Source organism: Paenibacillus lentimorbus NRRL B-30488 (assembly GCF_000411595.1).
GTDB classification, from domain to species: Bacteria; Bacillota; Bacilli; order Bacillales; family Bacillaceae; genus Bacillus; species Bacillus velezensis.
In genome coordinates this window covers 456,124-478,007 of record NZ_ANAT01000006.1, presented here as the reverse complement: position 1 = coordinate 478,007, position 21,884 = coordinate 456,124, and the positions used below count along the sequence as shown (strand labels likewise).

16 protein-coding genes and 4 pseudogenes are annotated in these 21,884 nt (G+C 46.0%); 19 read left to right on the top strand and 1 reads right to left on the bottom strand.

All coding sequences use genetic code 11. The annotated features are described in order from the left end of the window. Positions 1-2 precede the first annotated feature (2 nt). Both rpmF and gerR read left to right on the top strand, forming a co-directional pair. The gene (gene rpmF / locus D368_RS04970) at positions 3-182 is read left to right on the top strand and encodes a 50S ribosomal protein L32 (RefSeq protein ID WP_003154457.1); all 180 of its coding nucleotides are present in this window, start codon (positions 3-5) and stop codon (positions 180-182) included. Positions 183-339: 157 nt separating this feature from the next. Next, entirely contained in the window at positions 340-915 is a 576-nt protein-coding gene (gerR, locus tag D368_RS04965; RefSeq protein WP_003154450.1) for a sporulation-specific transcriptional regulator GerR, read from the top strand. Between the two features lie 40 nt (positions 916-955). On the opposite strand, the gene D368_RS04960 is transcribed toward gerR, so the two are convergent. Beyond that, on the bottom strand, positions 956-1,438 hold the full coding sequence (locus tag D368_RS04960) for an N-acetyltransferase (RefSeq protein WP_003154449.1): 483 nt from the start codon (positions 1,436-1,438) through the stop codon (positions 956-958). A gap of 162 nt (positions 1,439-1,600) precedes the next feature. On the opposite strand from D368_RS04960, the gene D368_RS04955 reads away from it, so the two are divergent. From D368_RS04955 to ftsZ, 17 genes and pseudogenes are all read left to right on the top strand, one after another. Then, positions 1,601-2,482, top strand: a complete 882-nt coding sequence (locus D368_RS04955) for a 2-dehydropantoate 2-reductase (protein WP_436335749.1) — start codon at positions 1,601-1,603, stop codon at positions 2,480-2,482. An 86-nt stretch (positions 2,483-2,568) separates the two neighbouring features. Beyond that, positions 2,569-4,188, top strand: coding sequence for a bacillithiol biosynthesis cysteine-adding enzyme BshC (bshC, locus tag D368_RS04950; RefSeq protein ID WP_071391869.1), 1,620 nt, complete (start codon positions 2,569-2,571; stop codon positions 4,186-4,188). A 124-nt stretch (positions 4,189-4,312) separates the two neighbouring features. Beyond that, positions 4,313-4,744 carry a division/cell wall cluster transcriptional repressor MraZ gene (mraZ, locus tag D368_RS04945; RefSeq protein WP_013352164.1) on the top strand — a complete coding sequence of 144 codons (432 nt, stop codon included), beginning with the start codon at positions 4,313-4,315 and terminating at the stop codon, positions 4,742-4,744. Between the two features lie 69 nt (positions 4,745-4,813). Next, positions 4,814-5,749: a 16S rRNA (cytosine(1402)-N(4))-methyltransferase RsmH gene (gene rsmH, locus D368_RS04940; RefSeq protein ID WP_128574600.1), complete on the top strand. Its 936-nt coding sequence runs from the start codon at positions 4,814-4,816 to the stop codon at positions 5,747-5,749. Positions 5,750-5,788: 39 nt separating this feature from the next. Continuing rightward, positions 5,789-6,143 (top strand): annotated as a pseudogene (ftsL, locus tag D368_RS04935) (cell division protein FtsL). Between the two features lie 6 nt (positions 6,144-6,149). Next, positions 6,150-8,294: a penicillin-binding protein 2B gene (gene pbpB / locus D368_RS04930; RefSeq protein WP_046559578.1), complete on the top strand. Its 2,145-nt coding sequence runs from the start codon at positions 6,150-6,152 to the stop codon at positions 8,292-8,294. Positions 8,295-8,407: 113 nt separating this feature from the next. Continuing rightward, positions 8,408-10,327, top strand: a complete 1,920-nt coding sequence (locus D368_RS04925) for a stage V sporulation protein D (protein WP_003154438.1) — start codon at positions 8,408-8,410, stop codon at positions 10,325-10,327. A gap of 195 nt (positions 10,328-10,522) precedes the next feature. Beyond that, the gene (locus tag D368_RS04920; RefSeq protein WP_071391866.1) at positions 10,523-11,995 is read left to right on the top strand and encodes a UDP-N-acetylmuramoyl-L-alanyl-D-glutamate--2,6-diaminopimelate ligase; all 1,473 of its coding nucleotides are present in this window, start codon (positions 10,523-10,525) and stop codon (positions 11,993-11,995) included. A gap of 107 nt (positions 11,996-12,102) precedes the next feature. After that, positions 12,103-13,077: a phospho-N-acetylmuramoyl-pentapeptide-transferase gene (mraY, locus tag D368_RS04915; RefSeq protein WP_007409707.1), complete on the top strand. Its 975-nt coding sequence runs from the start codon at positions 12,103-12,105 to the stop codon at positions 13,075-13,077. Beyond that, on the top strand, positions 13,078-14,433 hold the full coding sequence (gene murD / locus D368_RS04910) for a UDP-N-acetylmuramoyl-L-alanine--D-glutamate ligase (RefSeq protein ID WP_128574599.1): 1,356 nt from the start codon (positions 13,078-13,080) through the stop codon (positions 14,431-14,433). A 58-nt stretch (positions 14,434-14,491) separates the two neighbouring features. Then, positions 14,492-15,591, top strand: a pseudogene (gene spoVE / locus D368_RS04905) (stage V sporulation protein E). Between the two features lie 115 nt (positions 15,592-15,706). Further along, positions 15,707-16,792: pseudogene (gene murG, locus D368_RS04900) on the top strand (undecaprenyldiphospho-muramoylpentapeptide beta-N-acetylglucosaminyltransferase); the annotation flags it as partial. A 30-nt stretch (positions 16,793-16,822) separates the two neighbouring features. Continuing rightward, positions 16,823-17,734, top strand: coding sequence for a UDP-N-acetylmuramate dehydrogenase (murB, locus tag D368_RS04895; protein ID WP_015388267.1), 912 nt, complete (start codon positions 16,823-16,825; stop codon positions 17,732-17,734). Between the two features lie 249 nt (positions 17,735-17,983). Further along, positions 17,984-18,171, top strand: a pseudogene (locus D368_RS19925) (FtsQ-type POTRA domain-containing protein); the annotation flags it as partial. Between the two features lie 90 nt (positions 18,172-18,261). Continuing rightward, entirely contained in the window at positions 18,262-18,651 is a 390-nt protein-coding gene (locus D368_RS19920; protein WP_486129227.1) for a cell division protein FtsQ/DivIB, read from the top strand. Positions 18,652-19,199: 548 nt separating this feature from the next. After that, complete coding sequence (gene ftsA, locus D368_RS04885; RefSeq protein WP_071391863.1) at positions 19,200-20,513, top strand: cell division protein FtsA; 1,314 nt, start codon at positions 19,200-19,202, stop codon at positions 20,511-20,513. A gap of 35 nt (positions 20,514-20,548) precedes the next feature. Further along, on the top strand, positions 20,549-21,697 hold the full coding sequence (gene ftsZ / locus D368_RS04880) for a cell division protein FtsZ (protein ID WP_070081790.1): 1,149 nt from the start codon (positions 20,549-20,551) through the stop codon (positions 21,695-21,697). The last annotated feature ends 187 nt before the right edge of the window (positions 21,698-21,884 follow it).

Sequence of the window (21,884 nt, the reverse complement as noted above, 5' to 3'; positions counted from 1 at the left end):
TAATGGCTGTACCTTTTAGAAGAACTTCTAAAATGAAAAAAAGATTGCGCCGTACACATTTCAAACTAAATGTACCTGGTATGACAGAATGCCCGTCATGCGGAGAGATGAAATTGTCTCACCGTGTATGTAAAGCATGCGGATCATACAACGGCAAAGACATAAATGTTAAAAGCAATTAATGTATGAAGAAAAGCGCGGGAATCTCGGTTCCTGCGCTTTTCTTTTTTTTGCCCCTCCGGCCTGCTTCCGCCGAAAAAATTGTGAGCGCCAGTAGTCTATCTAATCTATCAGCGGCATATGTATGAGGTAAATGAGCAAATATGGAGGGAGATACGATTGACGATAACGAGACAAGACGCGTGGACGCAAGATGAAGATTTGCTGCTGGCCGAAGTGGTGCTCAGGCATATTCGGGAAGGCGGGACCCAGCTTTCCGCTTTTGAAGAAGTCGGCAGAGCGCTGACGAGAACGGCTGCCGCCTGCGGGTTCAGATGGAATTCTTATGTCAGAAAACAATATCAGTCAGGGATAGAACTGGCGAAAAAACAGCGGAAGGAATTAAGAAAGCAGATCGGGGTGCATTCCGCCAATCTGCCGGGAACCGTCAAACAGCCTCCGATCCGCAGGGCGGAAGGAGAAAAAGAGCTGTCCATTGATGATGTCATTTTGTTTCTTCAGCAATTTAAAGAGTCGCCGGCCGCAGCGGATGTTCGTCATGAAAAAGAAAAACTCACAGAACAGCTGACCGCGCTGCAAAAAGAAGTCGAGGATCTGCGTGAGGAAAATGAAAGCTTGAGAAACAAGCTGGAGATGACGGAAGAAGATTATAAAGCGTTAATTGACATTATGGACAGAGCGAGAAGGATGGTCAATTCAAAAGAAGACGACAGGAAATCGGCGCAGAGCCTGTAAAATGAACCGGCCTGAGGGCGGCGGCCCGGCCGGTTTTTTATTATGCCGTTTCTCCGGATGTCATTTCACCGTCCATATCGGGATGCCAGATGTAAGGATTTTCTCCTTTATCACGCGCCATATCATATTTAACGGGCTCAAAATTCATCTTATCCCAGAATTCTGCTGATTTCATGCGTGAATTTGTCCTGATCGGCATTCTGAAGGATTTTGCAAAATCAACAAGCGCTTTTCCGTATCCGTTGTTTTGATAGCCCGGAAGAACCTCAAGCTTCCAAAGTTCCAAAAAGTCCTGACGCTGATCAAAATACGGATTCGCGCCTCCGTTTACCTGATATAAACTCATTCTCGCCACTAGTTTATCCCCGAAGTAAATCCCGTAAAAAGGCGAGGTGCTGTCATTTTCAATGATATTATCCTGAAGATCTTCAAGCATCGACAGCTCCTGCATCCCGTATTCCTTAAACCTTTTAAATTCTTCGAGTGTCTTATAGTTGATGAGCAGGCGCTCTATTTTCAACACAAACTCCCCCTTTGTTGTGTTCTACCATTATTGTAAACGCTTTAATTGAAAATTCCAACTATAATATGCTTGCCTGTCTTTTTGCTCGAAACGAAATTGAAGTAATTTGCGGCGGCTTCTGCTATGATAATATGGAAAAAAGCAGATATAGGGTGTGACAGTGTGAAAATCGGAATTATCGGCGGCGGAGCGGTAGGTCTTTTATGTGCTTACTACTTATCGTCCCGCCACCAGGTAACGGTCATTACGCGGCGGACGGAACAGGCTGATGCGATTAACTCAGGCGGTATACGGCTTTTGAAAGACGGAATAGAATGTACGGCGGCATGCAGAGCGCAAACCGGCCTCACTCCCGGATTCGACCTCTTAATCGCAGCCGTTAAACAGCACCAGCTCAGTGCTGTGCTGCGGGATCTTGAGACGATAAAAGGGACGAATGTGCTGTTTTTGCAAAACGGCATGGGACACATACACGACATTAAAGATTGGCATACGGATCATTCGCTTTATGCCGGCACTGTTGAGCACGGAGCAAAAAAGATATCGGATCATGCCGTTGAACATACGGGAGCGGGAGCCGTAAGATGGAGTGTATTCAGCGCATCCCGGCCGGAAACGCTCAAAAGCATCTTTTCCGGCATGCACCGGGATTTTCCCGTATATGATGAAAACGACTGGTATCGGCTGTTAACGGGAAAACTGATCATCAATGTATGCATCAACCCGTTAACTGCATTGCTGCGTGTGAAAAACGGAGAGCTGTTAAGAAATGACGCTTACAAAAAATATATGAGAAACGTGTTTGAAGAAGCGGAGACAATACTTGGCCTCGCCGATAGAGAAAAAGCGTGGAACAAGGTTTGCGAAGTTTGCAGACTGACGGAAAAAAATCATTCTTCCATGCTCGTCGATATCATGGCAGGCAGGCGGACAGAGGCCGATGCGATTATCGGCTATCTTGTAAAAGAAGCGGAAAGCCGCGGATTGCCGGCCGTTCATCTCACGTTTTTACACCGCAGCATAAAAGCGTTAGAAAGAAATTGAAACAAAGTCTTTTGAGGTTTTCCGGTAACATGCTATACTCATTTCGGAAACCTAACTATTTATTGGAGAAAGGAAGTTCCAGACAGATGCAGCTAACTGAACTTTCCATCAAAAGTCAAAATAAGTTTGTGCAGCACTATATAGATGGAGAAAACATGTCTTCATTTTTTGATTATGATATTCATTCAGAGGACGTATGGCAAAAGCGGCTTCATGACCTCTCTTCGCGGCCGTTTGCCAGAGAGGAATTAGCGGATTATTTATCCTCCTATCACGAAAAATTTCATTCCGACGCCATGCAGGCCTCCATCGAAAAACTGAGAGATCCAAAAAGCGCAGCGGTTGTAGGCGGCCAGCAGGCCGGTCTTTTAACAGGGCCTCTTTACACCATACATAAAATTATCTCCATTATCGTACTTGCCAGACAGCAGGAAGAGGCGCTGCAGATTCCTGTCGCACCGATCTTCTGGGTGGCGGGTGAAGATCACGATCTGGAAGAAATTAATTATGTGCATACGTCAACAGAGAATAAAGGTCCGGTGAAGCGGAAACTGCCGCAGTCGTACTGGAAAAAAACATCGGCGGCTAAAACCGAGCTTGATCAGGAAAAATGCGCGGCTTGGATTGATGAAGTGTTCGCTGCTTTTGAGGAAACGGATCACACAAACACACTCCTTCAAAACGTGAAGCGATGTTTACGCTCATCAGAGACGTTCACGGACTTTTTTGAGCTGTTGATCGCCGACTTGTTTCAAGAAGAAGGCCTTATTCTGATGAATTCGGGAGATCCGGGGATTAAAAAGCTGGAAACGGGTATGTTTCAGCAGATTTTAAAACACAATCACGAGCTTGCCAAAGCCGTGTCAGACCAGCAGGTTCTTATGCGGGAAGCCGGTTATCACCCGATTATTGAATCGGACAAAGATCAGGCCAATCTGTTTTACGAACACGAGGGAGAGCGTTTCTTAATTGAAAAAGAAAACGGCGTTTTTGTCATTAAGGAGCTTGACCTGAAGTGGACGAACGACGAGCTTCATACTCATATGGAAGAAAAACCGGAATGTTTCAGCAATAACGTTGTGACAAGGCCGCTTATGCAGGAGTTTCTCATCCCGACTCTGGCGTTTATCGCGGGACCGGGGGAGATCAATTATTGGGGTGAGCTGAAGCAGGCTTTCTCATTAATGGGCTTCCGCATGACTCCGGTAGTGCCGAGACTGAACATTACGATTCTTGAGCGCCATATTGAAAAGAAGCTTTCAGAACGGAATATCCCGCTTCAGGAAGCGATCGAACACGGCACCGGACACCTGAAAGACACTTATTTTGAAGAGCAGATTCCGGAAGAGTTTTCTTCTGTAATGGAACAGGCGAAGTCGCAGATTGAAGCCGTCCATAAACGTGCAAGGAACGAAGCGCTGAAGGTCGATTCAAGCCTTGAGCCGCTTTTACAGAAGAATGCCGCCTTCATTCAGGATCAGCTCTTGTTTTTAGAACGGACGGTAACGAAAAGAATTGAAGAAAAAGAAGGTTTTGTGCTGCGTGACTATGAAAGAATCCAAAACAGCATCAGACCGCTCGGCGCTCCGCAGGAACGGATTTGGAATGTAATGTATTATTTGAACCGTTACGGTCCAAAATTCTTCACAACCTTCAAACATCTGCCATTTTCTTTTCAAAACCAACATCAGATTGTCAAACTTTGAAATAAAGTTTTAAAGAACCCTGAATAGTTCAGGGTTTTTTTTATGTGTAAACAGTGTAAAATGAGGTTGTGGAGAGAAGTGGCGGATAGTGGTGAGTTTAGGGGAGAAAGTGGGGGTCCTTATCGTGTTTATGGGTGAATACCAGCATACAATAGATGCAAAGGGCCGCATGATCGTACCCGCAAAATTCAGAGAAGGCCTCGGTGAGCAGTTTGTGCTGACAAGAGGACTTGACCAATGCCTTTTCGGCTATCCGATGAATGAATGGAAGCTGATTGAAGAAAAGCTGAAGGCTCTGCCGCTCACCAAAAAAGACGCCCGCGCATTTACCCGATTCTTTTTTTCCGGTGCGACCGAATGCGAACTGGACAAGCAGGGAAGGGTTAATATTGCGTCATCTCTTCTGAATTACGCAAAACTGGAAAAAGAATGTGTTGTCATCGGGGTTTCCAATCGAATTGAATTGTGGAGTAAGGTAATATGGGAACAATACACAGAAGAGCAAGAAGATTCATTCGCTGAAATTGCTGAAAACATGATTGGATTTGATATATAATGGATCTTCGTGCATCACAACAACAACTGACAATTCAATTCATTCCTGATAAAGGTGGGACCGACACAAATGTTTCAGCATAAGACAGTACTTCTTCGTGAAACCGTCGACGGTTTAAATATCAAACCGGACGGAACCTATGTGGACTGCACCCTTGGCGGCGCCGGGCACAGTACATATTTATTGCAGCAATTATCGGAAAAAGGACGCTTGATCGCCTTTGACCAAGATGACACGGCACTTGAAAACGCAAAGAAAACATTGTCCGAATACAAAGGACAGCTCATTCTGGTAAAAAGCAACTTTCGTTATTTAAAAGAGTGTTTACATGAACACGGCATTACGAGTGTCGACGGAATTTTATTTGATTTAGGAGTATCCTCTCCGCAGCTTGATACACCGGAACGGGGATTCAGTTATCATCATGACGCACCGCTGGACATGAGGATGGACCAGTCGGCCGCCCTTACGGCGAAAGAAGTCGTAAATGATTGGCGGTATGAGGACCTTGTGAGGATTTTCTTTAAATACGGAGAAGAAAAATTCAGCAAGCAGATCGCCCGGAAAATTGAAGAGGCAAGAGAAAAATCGCCTATTCAAACAACCGGCCAACTGGTCGATCTAATAAAGGACGCGATACCGGCTCCGGCAAGAAGAAGCGGAGGTCATCCGGCCAAACGTGTATTCCAAGCCATTCGAATCGCCGTAAACGACGAGCTTCAAGTATTTGAAGAGGCCCTCTTGCAAGCGATAGAGGTGCTGAAGCCGGGCGGAAGGGTGTCTGTGATCACTTTTCACTCGCTGGAAGACAGAATGTGCAAGACGACATTCAAGGAAAAATCATCACTTCCCGAACTGCCTCCGGGTCTTCCCGTGATACCGGAAGAATTTGAACCGGAATTAAAACTGATTACGAGAAAGCCCATTACGGCATCAAAAGAGGAGCTTGAAGAAAATAACCGCGCCCGGTCAGCGAAGCTCCGCATTGCGGAGAAACGAAAATAACGGGCAGCAAATGACAACATTAAAGGAGGTCATCAGCCTATGAGCAACTTAGCTTACCAGCAGGAAAAACAACAACGGCCAGTGATAAGTCCCGAAAAAAAGGTGATTGTCAAAAAGAGGGCTTCCATTACACTCGGGGAAAAGGTGCTGCTCGTCCTGTTTGCCATTGCCGTTCTCTCCACATCAATGTTTATCGTATCAAAGGCATACGCGGCGTACCAATCCAATATTGAGGTGCAAAAAACTGGAGGAGAAAGTATCTGAGAAGAATAAGCAGATCGGTGATCTCGAAAAGACGGCGGCTGACTTAAGCCAGCCGCAGCGCCTGATGGATATCGCTAAAAAGCACGGTTTGAATCTGAAAGATAAAAAAGTGAAAAACATACAGGAATGATAACCCATGCCGAAAAAAAATAAGTTTATGAACAGAGGAGCAGCGATACTCAGTATTTGTTTCGCTCTCTTTTTCTTTGTCATTCTCGGGAGAATGGCGTACATTCAATTAACCGGTAAAGCAAACGGTGTAGAACTTGCAACAAAAGCGACCGAGCAGCACGAAAAAAAGCGGACGATAGAAGCGAGCCGCGGCTCTATTCTTGACCGGAACGGCAAAGTGCTTGCAGAGGACACGGCGACATATAAGCTCATTGCCGTGCTTGATAAAAAAATGACGAGTGATCCGAAGCATCCTCAGCATGTCAAAGACAAAGAGAAAACGGCGGAAAAACTGGCGACCGTTATCAATCTTGATAAAAGCGAGATTCTGGACATCTTAAACAGGAATGGCGCGAAGCAGGTGGAATTCGGTTCAGCCGGCCGCGATATCTCTTATGCGAAAAAACAAAAGATCGAAAAAATGGATCTTCCGGGTATTTCTTTCTTAAGAGATACGAAGCGCTACTATCCGAACGGTATATTTTTGTCAAATGTTCTCGGCTATGCCGATGTGAATGAAAAAACAAACGAGATACAAGGCTCTTTAGGGCTTGAAAAAATACTGAATAACTATCTGACGGAACGTGACGGGTCCGTCACTTACGAAAGTGATAAATCCGGCTGGAAACTTCCGAACAGCAAGGAAAAAATCACCGCACCTAAAAACGGTGACAATGTATATTTAACCATTGATCAGAAAATTCAAACCTTTCTAGAAGACAGCATGACGAAAGTAGCGGAAAAATATAAACCGAAAAAAATTATGGCGGCTGTCGTAGAACCGAAAACAGGCAAAGTGCTTGCGATGGGACAGCGTCCGAGTTTTGACCCGAATATCAGAAACGTCACCAATTATTACAACGACTTAGTATCGTACGCGTATGAACCGGGTTCAACGATGAAGATCTTTACGCTTGCCGCGGCGATTCAGGAAAATGTGTTTTCCGCAAACGAGAAATATAAATCAGGAACATATAAAGTGGGAGGCGGACCTGTTAAAGATTGGAACGATGGCGCCGGATGGGGTATGACAAGTTTCCATGACGGCCTCATGAGGTCATCGAATGTTGCTTTCGCCAAACTGGCCAATGAAAAACTGGGGTTTGACCGGTTTAATGAGTACCTGCACAAATTCGGGCTCTATCAAAAAACAGGGATTGATCTGCCCGGTGAAGTATCAAGTAAAATTAACTACAAATATGATTTTGACAAAGCGTCTACGGCTTACGGCCAAGCATCGGCGATAACACCGATCCAGCAGCTTCAGGCCGTCACGGCGATTGCCAATAACGGCAAAATGATGAAACCTTACGTCATTGATCATATTGTCGACCCCGATACGAAAAAAGTCGTCAAGCAGACAAAACCAGAGCAAGTAGGCACGCCGATTTCAGCCGATACGGCGAAAAAAGTCCGGAACCTGCTCGGAGAAGTCGTGACATCAGACATCGGAACGGGGAAACCTTATAAAATTGAAGGTTTTGACGTCGCGGGTAAAACGGGAACCGCACAAATCGCCGGGACGGGCGGATATTTAAGGGGAACGAGCAACTATGTGTTTTCATTCATGGGCATGGCGCCGAAAAATGATCCTAAGCTCGTCATCTATGTAGCCGTGCAGCAGCCGCAGTTAAAAGCGGGTCAAAGCAGCTCTGATCCTGTCGCGGAAATCTTTAACCCGACGATGAAAAACAGCCTCCACTACATGAATATCGAACCGACGGAAAAAACAGATTCCGGTCAGGAAGAAACGAAAAGCCAAAAGATGCCTGACCTGACAGATAAAACGGTCACGGGCGCTGAGAAGGAAGCGAAAAATGAACACCTCACACCGATTGTCATCGGCAGCGATGTTGCCGTAAAAGAGCAGTATCCGACAGCCGGAGAAGATGTGATCACCAATCAGAAAATCTTCTTGAAAACAGACGGAAAGATGACGATGCCGGATATGTCCGGATGGTCGAGACGGGAAGTGCTTCAATTCAGCAAAGTATCAGGCATTCACATCGATGTGAGCGGTGAAGGTTACGCTTCAAGCCAAAGTGTGAAAAAAGGCAAAGAACTGAAAGAAAATACCGTGATTAAGGTGAAATTTAAAAATCCTGATTAACGGGACAGAGAAGTCCGCGGATGCCCGCGGGCTTCTTTTTTATGCGCGGCCGTTCTATGTGTCCAAGCTGAGGCATAAATTGAAACAAGCCTAAATAAGGAGTGGACGGTCCCTTGCGCGTTTCAAATGTAACGGTTCGAAAACGTTTATTACTGGTTTTGCTTTTTGGCGTAATCATTTTTTTGATCATTGACAGCAGATTAGGCTATGTCCAATTTGTGATGGGGGAAAAGCTGACTTCTCTGGCTAAGGATTCCTGGAGCCGGAATTTGCCGTTTGAGCCTGAGCGGGGAGAGATCCTTGACCGAAACGGCGTGAAGCTGGCTACGAATAAAAGCGCGCCGACCGTCTTTGTCGTACCGCGCCAGATTCAAAATCCCATAAAAACGGGCAAGCTTCTCGCGTCAGTTTTAAATATGTCGGAAGAGAAGGTCTACAAACACATTACTAAGAAAACCTCCATAGAAAAAATCTCACCCGAGGGGCGGAAAATTTCCAATAAAAAAGCGAAAGAAATCAAAGCGCTTGACTTAAAAGGGGTTTATGTGGCTGAAGACAGCATCCGCCATTATCCGTACGGAAGCTTTTTGTCCCATGTTCTCGGTTTTGCTGGTATTGATAACCAGGGCCTTCTTGGATTGGAGGCTTATTATGATGATGACTTAAAAGGTGTAAAGGGATCAGTGAAATTTTATACGGATGCCAAGGGGAAGAAAATGCCTGATGAAGCGGATGATTACACCCCTCCGAAAGACGGACTTGATATGAAATTGACGATTGACGCCAAGGTTCAGACGATTATAGAAAGAGAGCTCGACAATGCAGCGGCGAAATATAACCCAGACGGAATGATTGCGGTCGCAATGAATCCGAAAAACGGGGAAGTGCTCGGTATGTCAAGCCGTCCTGATTTTGATCCGGCTGACTATCAATCCGTAGATCCGTCCGTTTACAACCGGAACCTGCCGGTATGGAGCACATATGAACCGGGTTCGACCTTTAAGATTATTACGCTTGCGGCGGCTCTCCAAGAGCAAAAAGTAAACTTGCAAAGAGACCACTTTTATGACAAAGGATTTGCCGAGGTTGACGGCGCCCGCCTCCGATGCTGGAAAAAGGGCGGCCACGGTTCGCAATCTTATCTTGAAGTCGTTCAAAATTCCTGCAACCCTGGGTTTGTACAGCTGGGGGAACGGCTCGGAAAACAAAAGCTGTTTCAATATATTAAGGACTTCGGCTTTGGAAAGAAAACAGGCATTGATCTGCAAGGGGAAGGAACGGGGATCTTATTCCCGCTTGACAGAGTCGGTCCGGTCGAACAGGCGACAACCGCTTTCGGACAAGGGGTTTCCGTCACGCCGATTCAGCAGGTGGCAGCCGTTTCCGCAGCAATAAACGGCGGAACGCTTTATACTCCGTTTATCGCCAAAGAGTGGGTTGATCCCGTTACGAAAAAAACCGTTAAGAAACAATCGCCGATTGCGAAAAGACAAGTTATTTCCCAGGAAACGTCAAAGCAGATCAGATATGCTTTAGAAAGCGTCGTCGCTCAGGGAACCGGGCGGAATGCCTTTGTGGAAGGATATCGCGTCGGCGGAAAAACAGGGACCGCACAAAAGGTCAAAGACGGCAAATATCTCGAAAACAACCATATCGTCTCCTTTATCGGTTTTGCGCCGGCTGATGACCCGAGCCTTGTCGTGTATGTCGCGGTTGATAATCCGAAAGGCACGATTCAATTCGGGGGAACCGTCGCCGCGCCGATTGTCGGAAATATGATGAGAGACAGTCTGCCGGAGCTCGGCGTGAAACCGCGAAAAAATCAAATCGAGAAAAAATATCAATGGAACGACACAAAAACAATAGAGGTTCCGAATGTTGTAGGGATGTCTGTCTCTGATCTTGAGTCGCTGCTTGTCAATTTGAATATTGACTCCTCAGGAAAAGGAAGCAAAATTGTGAAACAATCACCTGCAGCCGGAACGAAAGTAAAAGAAGGCTCAAAGATCCGTGTTTACTTGAGTGAAGAATGAGTCTTTTTGAGGCAGCCGATTGTTTTCGGCTGCCTTTTATCATAAAGAGAAAAAAAGAAGATAACTTTTAAGATTAACTGGATGTATCCTTTTATTTACGCTAAAATATGAACTGTATGTTTAAAAGCCATTCTGACTTTTATAAACGGTTATCATGATAAAAGAATGAATAGAATTTCTGAGAGGTTTGATACAATGAAACTTACAAAGCTGCTTACATATTTAATGGCCGAACCTGTTCAAAATGACTTTCATGACCCTGACATAACTTCAATTGAGATGGACTCCAGGGAAGTGAGAAAAGGGAGTCTTTTTGTGTGTATAAAAGGGTATACGGTAGACGGACATGATTTCGCCCAAAAAGCCGCAGAAAACGGCGCAGCGGCCATCGTTGCCGAGAAAGAGCTTGACGTCGATGTCCCTGTCATTCTCGTCCGCCGGTCACAGCGGGCGCTCAGCGTTCTTTCTGACGCGTTTTACGGGCAGCCGACAAAGCAGCTTCAGCTTATCGGCATCACCGGCACAAACGGCAAAACATCAACGACGCACATGGTTGATGAGATTTTCAAAAAAGCGGGAAGACAGACCGGTTTAATCGGAACGATGTACATTAAAATCGGGGATGAGACATTCCCGGTCAAAAATACAACGCCCGAAAGCGTCACACTGCAAAAAACGTTCAAGAAAATGAATGATGAGCATGTTGACACAGCTATTATGGAAGTGTCTTCTCACGCTCTGTCACTCGGCAGGGTTCACGGCTGCGATTATGATATTGCCGTATTCACGAACCTGACGCAGGACCATTTAGACTATCACAAGACGATGGAAGACTACAGACAGGCTAAAAGCCTCCTGTTTTCCCAGCTGGGCGGCTCCTTTAACCATGAAAAGCCAAAGCGGGCAGTTTTAAACGCAGATGACAAAGCCAGTGCTTACTTTGAAAAAGTGACGGCGGCGCACATCCTTACATACGGAATCGAGAACGATGCCGATGTCATGGCGAAACAAATCGAGATCTCTGCGCAAGGCACAAGTTTTGAACTCGTTACGCCAAAAGGATTAAAGCAGATCACGGTTTCACTCGTCGGCCGCTTCAACGTGTATAACGTACTGGCTGCAGCGGCGACAGCGATCGCAGCGGGTCTGCCGTTTGATACGATCACAAGCGCTCTTGAAGAGCTGCAAGGTGTCAGAGGCCGGTTTGAATTGGTGAATCATAATCAGCCGTTTCCTGTGATCGTCGATTACGCGCACACGCCTGACAGTCTGGAAAACGTTCTGAATACATGCAAAGACATGACAGAGGGCAAGCTTTTCGTCGTCGTCGGCTGCGGCGGAGACCGGGATAAAACGAAACGCCCGAAAATGGCGGAAATTGCGGTGCGGATTGCCGACGAACCGATTTTCACTTCAGATAACCCGAGAAGCGAAGACCCGCTGGCCATATTAAGAGATATGGAAAGAGGGGTAGAAGGCACCTACTATCACAGTATCGCAAACCGCGAGCAGGCTATCTTTTTTGCCATTGCCAACGCGAAAAAGGGAGATGTGGTTCTGATTGCCGGGAAAGGGCATGAAACCTATCAGCAGATCGGCAATGAAACATTCGACTTTGATGACGCCGAAGTAGCGGGAAGAGCTATTGTTGAGCTGAATAAAAAGTAAAACAGGAAAGAGTGTTAGAATGAGGGAAATGAAAAGAATTACGGGGACACAATGTGAATATGATAAATACGTATGTCGTTTGAACGAAACGGGAGGAGAAAAGAGCAATGCTTGAGCAAGTGATTTTATTTACAATAATAATGGGATTTTTAATCAGTGTTCTGATATCTCCGATTCTTATCCCGTTTTTAAGACGTTTAAAATTCGGCCAAAGTATCAGGGAAGAGGGGCCGAAATCTCATATGAAAAAATCAGGGACGCCGACGATGGGCGGGGTCATGATTATCGTATCCATCGCCATTACGGCGATTGTCATGACGCAGAAATTTTCGCATCTGAGTGCGGAAATGTTTCTTCTGCTGTTTGTTACGATCGGATACGGCCTGCTCGGCTTTCTGGATGACTATATTAAAGTAGTAATGAAACGGAATCTCGGATTGACGTCGAAGCAGAAATTGATCGGCCAGATCATTATTGCCATTGTATTTTACGGAGTATATCATTATTGCCATTTTTCAACCGGCATCAGGGTGCCGGGCACACATCTGTCAATCGATCTTGGCTGGGGATACTTTATCCTCGTTCTCTTTATGCTTGTCGGAGGTTCAAATGCCGTCAACCTGACAGACGGTCTGGACGGTCTCTTGTCCGGTACCGCGGCTATCGCATTCGGCGCTTTCGCCATCCTTGCGTGGAACCAGTCACAATATGACGTTGCGATTTTCTCGGTTGCCGTTGTCGGCGCCGTTCTCGGTTTTCTTGTATTCAACGCCCATCCCGCCAAAGTATTTATGGGGGATACCGGTTCGCTTGCGCTCGGAGGAGCGATCGTGACCGTTGCCATTCTGACGAAGCTTGAAATTCTGCTCGTCATTATCGGCGGAGTTTTTGTTATTGAGACCTTATCTGTTATCTTACAAGTCATCAGCTTTAAAACGACAGGAAAACGAATCTTTAAGATGAGTCCGCTTCACCACCATTACGAATTGGTCGGATGGTCTGAATGGAGAGTTGTCGTCACATTCTGGACTGCAGGACTGCTGCTTGCCGTTTTAGGAATTTACATCGAGGTGTGGTTATAAGTGGAAAACGAACTTTTTTTGCAAAAACAAAACTTTCTGGTCCTCGGACTGGCGAAAAGCGGATATGCGGCTGCGTCGATTCTTCATGAAAAAGGCATTAACGTCGTCGTGAATGATCAAAAAGCCTTTGAAGAGAACGAACCTGCCCAAAGGCTTTCAGAAAGAGGAATCGAGGTCATCTGCGGTGAGCATCCGACGTCACTTTTTGATCAGCATCACATTACCATTCTGATCAAAAACCCCGGAATCCCGTATGAAAATATCATGGTGGAGGAAGCGAAAAGAAGAGGCATCCCGGTCTGGACGGAAATCGAGCTTGCGTATTATATCACCAATGCAAAATTCATCGGCATTACAGGTTCAAACGGGAAAACAACAACGACGACCCTGATTTATGAAATGCTGAAAGCTGACTCGATAAAGGCGCTGATCGCAGGGAATATCGGCACTGTCGCCAGTGAAGTGGCTTATCATGCTGACGGTGATGAATGGATCGTCACAGAGCTTTCTTCGTTCCAGCTTATGGGGACTCATGCGTTCAGACCTGAAATCGGCCTGATTTTAAATGTGTTCGACGCTCATTTGGATTACCATCACAGCCGTGAAAACTATGAAAAAGCCAAGCAGAACGTGTATCTTCATCAGCTTGAGAGTGATACGGCCATCGTGAATCAAAGCGATGAAACAGTCGTGCGGCTTGCCGAAAGCGGAAAAGCCGGCACCGTTCCGTTTTCAGTTCATCAGGAACTGTCAAGCGGCGCATTTATTAAAGACGGAATGCTGATGTTCGGTGATGAAGCGATTCTGCCTGTTGATGACATCGTGCTGCCGGGCGCGCACAATTTAGAAAATATATTGGCCGCTGTAGCCGCGGCAAAAACGGCGGGCGCGTCTAATAAAGCGATTCAGAAGGTGCTGACAAGCTTTACCGGTGTCAAACACCGTCTGCAGTATGTAACAGCGATCCGGAATCGTAAATTTTATAATGACAGCAAAGCGACGAATATTTTGGCCACAAGCAAAGCGCTCTCCGCGTTCAAAGCACCGGTTATTCTGCTTGCAGGCGGACTGGACCGCGGCAACGGTTTTGACGATCTGAAACCGTATATGGACAATGTCAAAGCGGTCCTGACGTTCGGACAGACAGCGCCGAAGATAGAAAAACTGGGCAATGAGCTGGGAATACAACATGTCAAACGTGTCGATAATGTTGAACAAGCAGTATCTGCGGCGTTTGCGCTCTCAAATGAAGGAGACGTCATCCTCTTGTCACCCGCGTGTGCAAGCTGGGATCAGTTCAAAACATTTGAAGAACGCGGTGACATGTTTATAGATGCCGTGCATATGCTTAAGTAAGGGCTTGTCTCTGTTCATCGGCAGCCCTAAATGACTTATGCTTGGGGTGTCGATTGCTTTGACTACTAAAAAAACAGCGCCTGATTTGTTATTAGTTATTATTACGTTATTGCTTTTAACAATAGGATTAATTATGGTCTACAGTGCAAGTGCGGTATGGGCGGATTATAAATTTGACGACTCGTTTTTCTTCGCAAAACGGCAGCTGCTGTTTGCGGGGATCGGCGTCATTGCCATGTTTTTCATTATGAATGTGGATTATTGGACATGGCGCACATGGTCGAAGCTGCTTCTGATCATTTGTTTTTTCTGCTTGTGCTTGTGCTGATTCCGGGAGTCGGAATGGTGCGGAACGGTTCAAGAAGCTGGATCGGAGTGGGAGCGTTCAGCATTCAGCCTTCGGAGTTTATGAAACTCGCGATGATTGCGTTTCTGGCTAAATTTCTTTCTGAAAAACAGAAGAATATTACGTCATTCAGACGCGGATTCGTTCCCGCGCTCGGAATCGTGTTTTCTGCATTTATTATTATTATGTGCCAGCCGGACCTGGGAACCGGGACGGTAATGGTGGGCACGTGCATCGTGATGATTTTTGTATCCGGTGCGCGAATCGCTCATTTCGCGTTTCTCGGACTCATCGGTTTAAGCGGATTTGCGGCGCTTGTTCTGTCCGCTCCTTATCGGATTAAACGGATTACCTCTTACTTAAACCCGTGGGAGGACCCGCTTGGAAGCGGATTTCAGATCATTCAGTCGCTCTATGCCGTAGGTCCGGGCGGACTGTTCGGGATGGGGCTCGGCCAAAGCCGGCAAAAGTTTTTTTACCTGCCGGAGCCGCAAACCGATTTCATTTTTGCTATTTTATCTGAGGAACTCGGCTTTATCGGCGGTTCGCTCATATTGCTGCTGTTCAGTATTTTATTATGGCGGGGCGTCAGGATTGCCCTCGGCGCGCCGGATTTATACGGAAGCTTTGTCGCCATCGGTATTATTTCTATGATAGCTATTCAAGTCATGATTAATATCGGCGTTGTGACGGGGCTGATCCCGGTAACAGGAATTACGCTGCCGTTTTTAAGCTACGGAGGCTCATCACTGACGCTGATGCTCGCAGCGGTCGGCGTGCTTTTAAATGTCAGCCGGTACTCGAGGTATTGATCTGTATCTTGCCTCATCACTCATGATCTATTCGTTATCTATAAAAAAACAGACAACATCAATAACCCTGTCCTAAAAACAGGGTTATCGCTATGTGATTAAGGGGGACATACGAATGCGTATTGCAGTAAGCGGAGGCGGAACCGGAGGACATATTTATCCGGCTTTGGCCTTTATTAAAGAAGTTCAGCGCCGGCATCCGGATGTGGAATTTTTGTATATCGGAACAGAGAACGGTCTTGAGAAAAAAATTGTTGAACGGGAAAATATCCCGTTCCGCGCCATTGAAATTACAGGTTTCAAACGAAAACTTTCTTTTGAAAATGTAAAAACCGTCATGCGTTTCTTAAAAGGCGTGAAGAAAAGCAAATCATATTTAAAAGAGTTTAAACCGGATGCCGTTATCGGTACAGGCGGCTATGTATGCGGTCCGGTTGTATACGCGGCCGCAAAAATGGGAATTCCGACGATCATTCATGAGCAAAACAGCCTTCCAGGCATCACAAATAAGTTTCTCTCGAAATATGTTAATAAGGTGGCAATTTGCTTTGAAGAGGCAAAATCGCATTTTCCTGCTGAAAAAGTTGTGTTTACGGGAAACCCGAGAGCCTCTGAAGTCGTCTCAATTAAGACAGGCCGCTCATTAACTGAGTTCGGGCTGAAAGACAATCAAAAAACGGTGCTCATTTTCGGCGGAAGCAGAGGCGCGGCTCCCATTAACCGTGCCGTTATAGATATGCAGGAAGAATTGAAAACGAGACCTTACCAAGTGCTTTATATTACCGGGGAAGTGCATTATGAGAAGGTAACGGCTGAGCTGAAAGGCGGAAAAGCCGCTGATAATATGGTGACAAAACCGTTTTTGCACCAAATGCCGGAGTACTTACAATCAATTGATGTCATTGTGGCAAGAGCCGGAGCGACGACGATTGCGGAGATCACCGCTCTCGGCATTCCGAGCGTGCTTATTCCGAGCCCGTATGTGACAGCCAATCACCAGGAAGTCAATGCGAAGGCGCTCAGCCAGCATGACGCTGCAATCGTACTGAAGGAAACCGAGCTCAGCGGAGAAAAACTGATCGCTGCGCTGGACAAAATCGTCATGAATGAAGAAACCTTAAAAGACATGAGTGAGCGGACAAAATCACTCGGTGTTCCGGATGCGGCAGCCAGACTGTACAGTATCATGGAAGACATAAAAAATAGAGCAAATGGAATGCGGAGGTTTATGATGGAGAACGTAATTCAGGAATTAAGAGACCGCGAAGTCGGCAAAGTGCTGGAACAAGAACCGCTCGCGAACCATACAACGATGAAAATCGGCGGTCCGGCGGACATTTTAATCATCCCCAACCGTGTGGAAGCGGTCAAAGATATTATGGATATTGTGAAGAAACATGATCTGCCATGGACGGTTATCGGCCGCGGTTCAAATCTGCTCGTGCTTGATGAAGGCATAAGAGGAGTTGTCATCAAACTGGGCGCAGGTCTGGATCATTTGGAGATTGACGGTGATCAGGTGACGGTCGGAGGCGGCTATTCGGTCGTCCGGCTTGCGACTTCCATGAGTAAAAAAGGAATGTCCGGTCTCGAATTTGCAGCGGGCATCCCCGGATCAATCGGCGGGGCCGTCTATATGAATGCCGGGGCGCACGGATCTGATATGAGTGAGATTCTTGTGAAAGCCCGTATCTTATTTGAAGACGGCACAATCGAATGGCTGACAAACGAAGAGATGGATTTCAGCTACAGAACGTCTGTTTTGCAGAAAAAACGCCCCGGCGTCTGTCTCGAGGCAGTTCTTCAGCTTGAGCAAAAGGAACGGGAAGCCATTACGGCGCAAATGCAGCAGAACAAAGATTACAGAAAAAATACGCAGCCGTATTCAAGCCCATGCGCCGGAAGCATATTCAGAAATCCGCTGCCGAATCATGCCGGAAACCTCGTTGAAAAAGCGGGATTAAAAGGACATCAGATCGGCGGAGCGAAAGTATCCGAAATGCACGGGAATTTTATCGTCAATGCCGGCGGAGCGACTGCCAAGGACGTTCTTGACCTGATTGAGTATGTGAAAAAGACAATCCGTGAACAGTATGATGTTGACATGCATACAGAAGTTGAAATCATCGGAGGGAATCGTTAAAAGGTTCTCTGATTTACATGAGCTCATGTGATATACTTTTAACAAATGTCAAACGGCATCACAGCATGCCGTTTGTTTTTCAATCAGACGAATGTCAAGCTGTTTCATTCTTAGTGAGGTGGACAGGCAGTGAACCCAAATCATGAAAGAGAAAAAATCGTAAATATTGAAGAGCGGATTCCGAAAATCAAAGAGCAGCGGAAACAAAAAGCAAACCGCCGGCTGATTTCATTCATTGTGCTCTTTTTTATGATGGTGCTGATCATTGTGTATTTGCAGATGCCGATCAGCAAAGTGTCTTCTGTCACCGTTTCCGGAAACGAAAACGTGTCTGTAAAAGAGATCAACGCGCTTTCTGATATACATAACGGACAAACCGAGTTCTGGAGTCTGAACAAGAAAAAACAGAAGATAAGATTGAGCAGAATAAACTGGTGAAAAAGGCGGATCTTTCAAAAGTATTTCCTAATAAAGTCAGCATTCACATTGAAGAATACAAGACGATCGCGTATCTGCAGCGGAATGATGTGTATTATGAAGTGCTGGAGAACGGCACCGTGCTGCCGAACGAAGTCACGCCGGATGACGCGGGCCCGATTTTGGTTGACTGGACAAACGCGAAAAAGCGGGTCAAAATGGCGGAGCAGCTTGATAAGCTTTCCGGTTCGCTAAAGCAGTCGATTTCTGAAATCTATTATACACCGGTAAAAATGGACCAGGACCGGATCAAGCTGTATATGAACGACGGGTATGTAGTTACCGCTTCTATTAAAACATTTGCCGACCGGATGAAGACCTATCCTTCTATCGTTTCCCAGCTGGACGGCGGGAAAAAGGGGATTATCCACTTAGAAGTCGCTACGTATTTTGAAGAATTTAACAAAGGTAAATCCGGCAAGAAAAAAGAACATGATTAATAGTTCTAAAGAACTAATTTAGAGGTGATTCAAAAGAATCTATTATAATCAGCGGGGCAGCCGATATAACCGATAGCGGAATAATTATGACTATGTTTGTTTTTGCCTGGGATATGGCTGCCGGACAAGCGGAAAATTCTCAATGCAATGGGCGTGTCTTCTTTAATGAGCATTGCATTTGGAATTTTCCTCCTGTTTCTTCTTTTTTCGGATGTTTCTGGCAATATCTATAGCTTTTCTGGAGGTTCATCTTAGTGTAGACTAATGGAAAGCGGGTATATTTGCATCTGGTTTGCACATTATGGCACCGTGACAGGAATTCTTACGGTAAGGTGGTCCGTCTCTAAAAAAAATAAAAAAATGCGATATAAAAGAGGATATACATAGAATATAACGAATAGTTTCATTAAACATAAATTGTGAGAAATCAGATAGAAATTTGTTGATGCTGTTGTTTTTGTTACACACTTGTAAAGCCACATCCATTGTATTGTTGTTCCGCAAATAATAGAATAGAATTTGATCGAAATGTGAGGAGGTGCCATAGAATGAACAACAATGAACTTTACGTCAGTCTTGACATCGGTACGTCCAATACAAAAGTGATCGTCGGAGAAATGACAGATGATTCCCTTAACATTATCGGAGTGGGAAATGTACCGTCTGAAGGGTTGAAAAAAGGCTCAATCGTTGATATAGATGAAACCGTTCATTCTATAAGAAAAGCGTTTGACCAAGCTGAAAGAATGGTAGGTTTTCCGCTGAAAAAAGCCATTGTCGGCGTTAATGGAAATTATATTCATATTCAAGATACGAACGGCGTTGTCGCTGTTTCCAGTGAAAACAAAGAAATTCACGTTGAAGACGTCCGCAGGGTAATGGAAGCGGCACAGGTCGTGTCAGTTCCGCACGAGCAGCTGATCGTTGACGTCATTCCGAAACAGTTTATCGTTGACGGAAGAGACGAAATTACCGATCCGAAAAAAATGCTCGGCGTGCGCCTGGAAGTAGAAGGCACGCTGATTACCGGCTCCAAAACGATCTTACATAATTTACTTCGCTGTGTGGAGAGAGCGGGCGTTGAAATTACTGATATCTGCCTGCAGCCGCTTGCGGCCGGTTCGGCGGCTTTGTCAAAAGACGAAAAAAACCTCGGAGTCGCCATGATTGATATCGGCGGCGGCTCGACGACGGTGGCGGTATTTGAACAGGGGCACCTGAAGGAGACAGCCGTCATTCCGCTCGGAGGCGAAAACATCACGAAAGATGTATCGATCGGATTGCGCACTTCCACCGAAGAGGCTGAAAGAGTAAAAAAACAATTCGGACATGCATTCTACGATGAGGCTTCAGAAGATGAAGTATTTGAAGTCACCGTCATAGGAACGAATCAAAAGCAATCTTTTACACAGCAGGAAATTGCCAATATTATTGAAGCAAGAGTGGAAGAGATTCTTGAGATCGCCGCAGCCGAAATTGAGCAGATGGGAATTACAGATCTGCCCGGCGGCTTTGTGCTGACCGGCGGACAGGCCGCAATGCCCGGAGTGCTTTCATTGGCACAGGAAGTGCTGAGGCACAATGTAAGGGTCGCAAGCCCGAATTATATCGGTGTAAGAGACCCTCAGTATATGACGGGTGTCGGCTTGATACAATTTGCCTGCCGAAATGCCAGAATTCAGGGAAGAAAAATAGGCTTTCATATGCCGGAAGAAGCCGTGCAGGAAATCGCGGTCTCTCACGAAGAAGAACATCATCAGCGGCCTGAGGCGCAGCAGCGTCCAAAAGCAAAACAAAAAACACAAGCCGAACACAACAAACCGAGCAAAATGAAAAAACTATTAAGCATGTTTTGGGAATAGATTGATAGTCATTCGGCAGATTAGGAGGATTTAGCATGTTGGATTTCGAAACAAACATAGACGGCTTAGCATCAATTAAAGTAATCGGAGTAGGAGGCGGCGGTAATAACGCGGTCAACCGAATGATTGAAAATGAAGTGCAGGGTGTAGAGTACATTGCGGTAAACACGGACGCGCAAGCTCTTAACCTGTCAAAAGCGGAAGTGAAAATGCAGATCGGGGAAAAGCTGACCCGCGGTCTCGGAGCGGGAGCGAATCCGGAAGTCGGCAAAAAAGCCGCTGAAGAAAGTAAGGAACAAATCGAAGAAGCGCTAAAAGGCGCTGACATGGTGTTCGTTACAGCCGGAATGGGAGGCGGTACCGGAACGGGAGCCGCACCGGTGATCGCGCAAATCGCAAAGGACTTAGGCGCTTTGACTGTCGGTGTCGTAACAAGACCGTTTACATTTGAAGGAAGAAAACGCCAGCTGCAGGCTGCAGGCGGTATCACGGCAATGAAAGAAGCCGTTGACACACTGATCGTTATTCCGAATGACCGCATTCTTGAAATTGTCGATAAAAACACACCGATGCTTGAAGCATTCCGTGAAGCTGATAACGTCCTTCGCCAAGGGGTGCAAGGTATCTCTGACCTCATCGCAACGCCTGGTTTAATCAACTTGGACTTTGCCGATGTCAAAACCATCATGTCCAACAAAGGTTCAGCATTGATGGGTATCGGGATCGCTACGGGCGAAAGCCGTGCTGCTGAAGCCGCCAAAAAGGCGATCTCCAGTCCGTTACTGGAAGCGGCAATCGACGGAGCGCAAGGTGTTTTGATGAACATTACGGGAGGTACAAACCTGAGCCTCTACGAAGTGCAGGAAGCAGCCGACATCGTCGCTTCTGCATCTGACCCTGATGTCAATATGATTTTCGGTTCAGTTATCAATGAAAATCTGAAAGATGAAATCGTCGTCACCGTTATTGCGACCGGTTTTATCGAACAGGAAAAAGATGACTCAAAACCGCAGCGTCCGAATTTAAACCAAGGATTGAAGTCTCAAAGCCAAAACGCTGCGAAACGTGAGCCGAAACGAGAAGAAACACAGCATCAAAACACGGTGAACCGCCATACATCACAGCCGGCGGATGATGCTCTCGACATTCCTACATTTTTAAGAAACCGCAACAAACGCGGCTGATGTAAAAAAGGACAAGACCACATGGTTTTGTCCTTTTCTTTTTTGTGCACAGTCTTCCTTCCTATCCCCCATGATCTATACAGTGAAAAAGAAACTTTAGACCTATGACGAATTGATTGTTTTTAGTTTCATACGGCTTTCTACAGAATGTGACAATATCTGAATGGAAGATTGTCTACATTTAACG

What these genes read in the sequence shown, in the direction of transcription:
- rpmF (WP_003154457.1), top strand. Translation starts at nt 3, where the DNA reads ATGGCTGTACCTTTTAGAAGAACTTCTAAAATGAAAAAAAGATTGCGC.
- bshC (WP_071391869.1), top strand. Translation starts at nt 2,569, where the DNA reads ATGCAGCTAACTGAACTTTCCATCAAAAGTCAAAATAAGTTTGTGCAG.
- rsmH (WP_128574600.1), top strand. Translation starts at nt 4,814, where the DNA reads ATGTTTCAGCATAAGACAGTACTTCTTCGTGAAACCGTCGACGGTTTA.
- pbpB (WP_046559578.1), top strand. Translation starts at nt 6,150, where the DNA reads ATGCCGAAAAAAAATAAGTTTATGAACAGAGGAGCAGCGATACTCAGT.
- D368_RS04920 (WP_071391866.1), top strand. Translation starts at nt 10,523, where the DNA reads ATGAAACTTACAAAGCTGCTTACATATTTAATGGCCGAACCTGTTCAA.
- mraY (WP_007409707.1), top strand. Translation starts at nt 12,103, where the DNA reads ATGCTTGAGCAAGTGATTTTATTTACAATAATAATGGGATTTTTAATC.
- murB (WP_015388267.1), top strand. Translation starts at nt 16,823, where the DNA reads ATGGAGAACGTAATTCAGGAATTAAGAGACCGCGAAGTCGGCAAAGTG.
- ftsA (WP_071391863.1), top strand. Translation starts at nt 19,200, where the DNA reads ATGAACAACAATGAACTTTACGTCAGTCTTGACATCGGTACGTCCAAT.
- ftsZ (WP_070081790.1), top strand. Translation starts at nt 20,549, where the DNA reads ATGTTGGATTTCGAAACAAACATAGACGGCTTAGCATCAATTAAAGTA.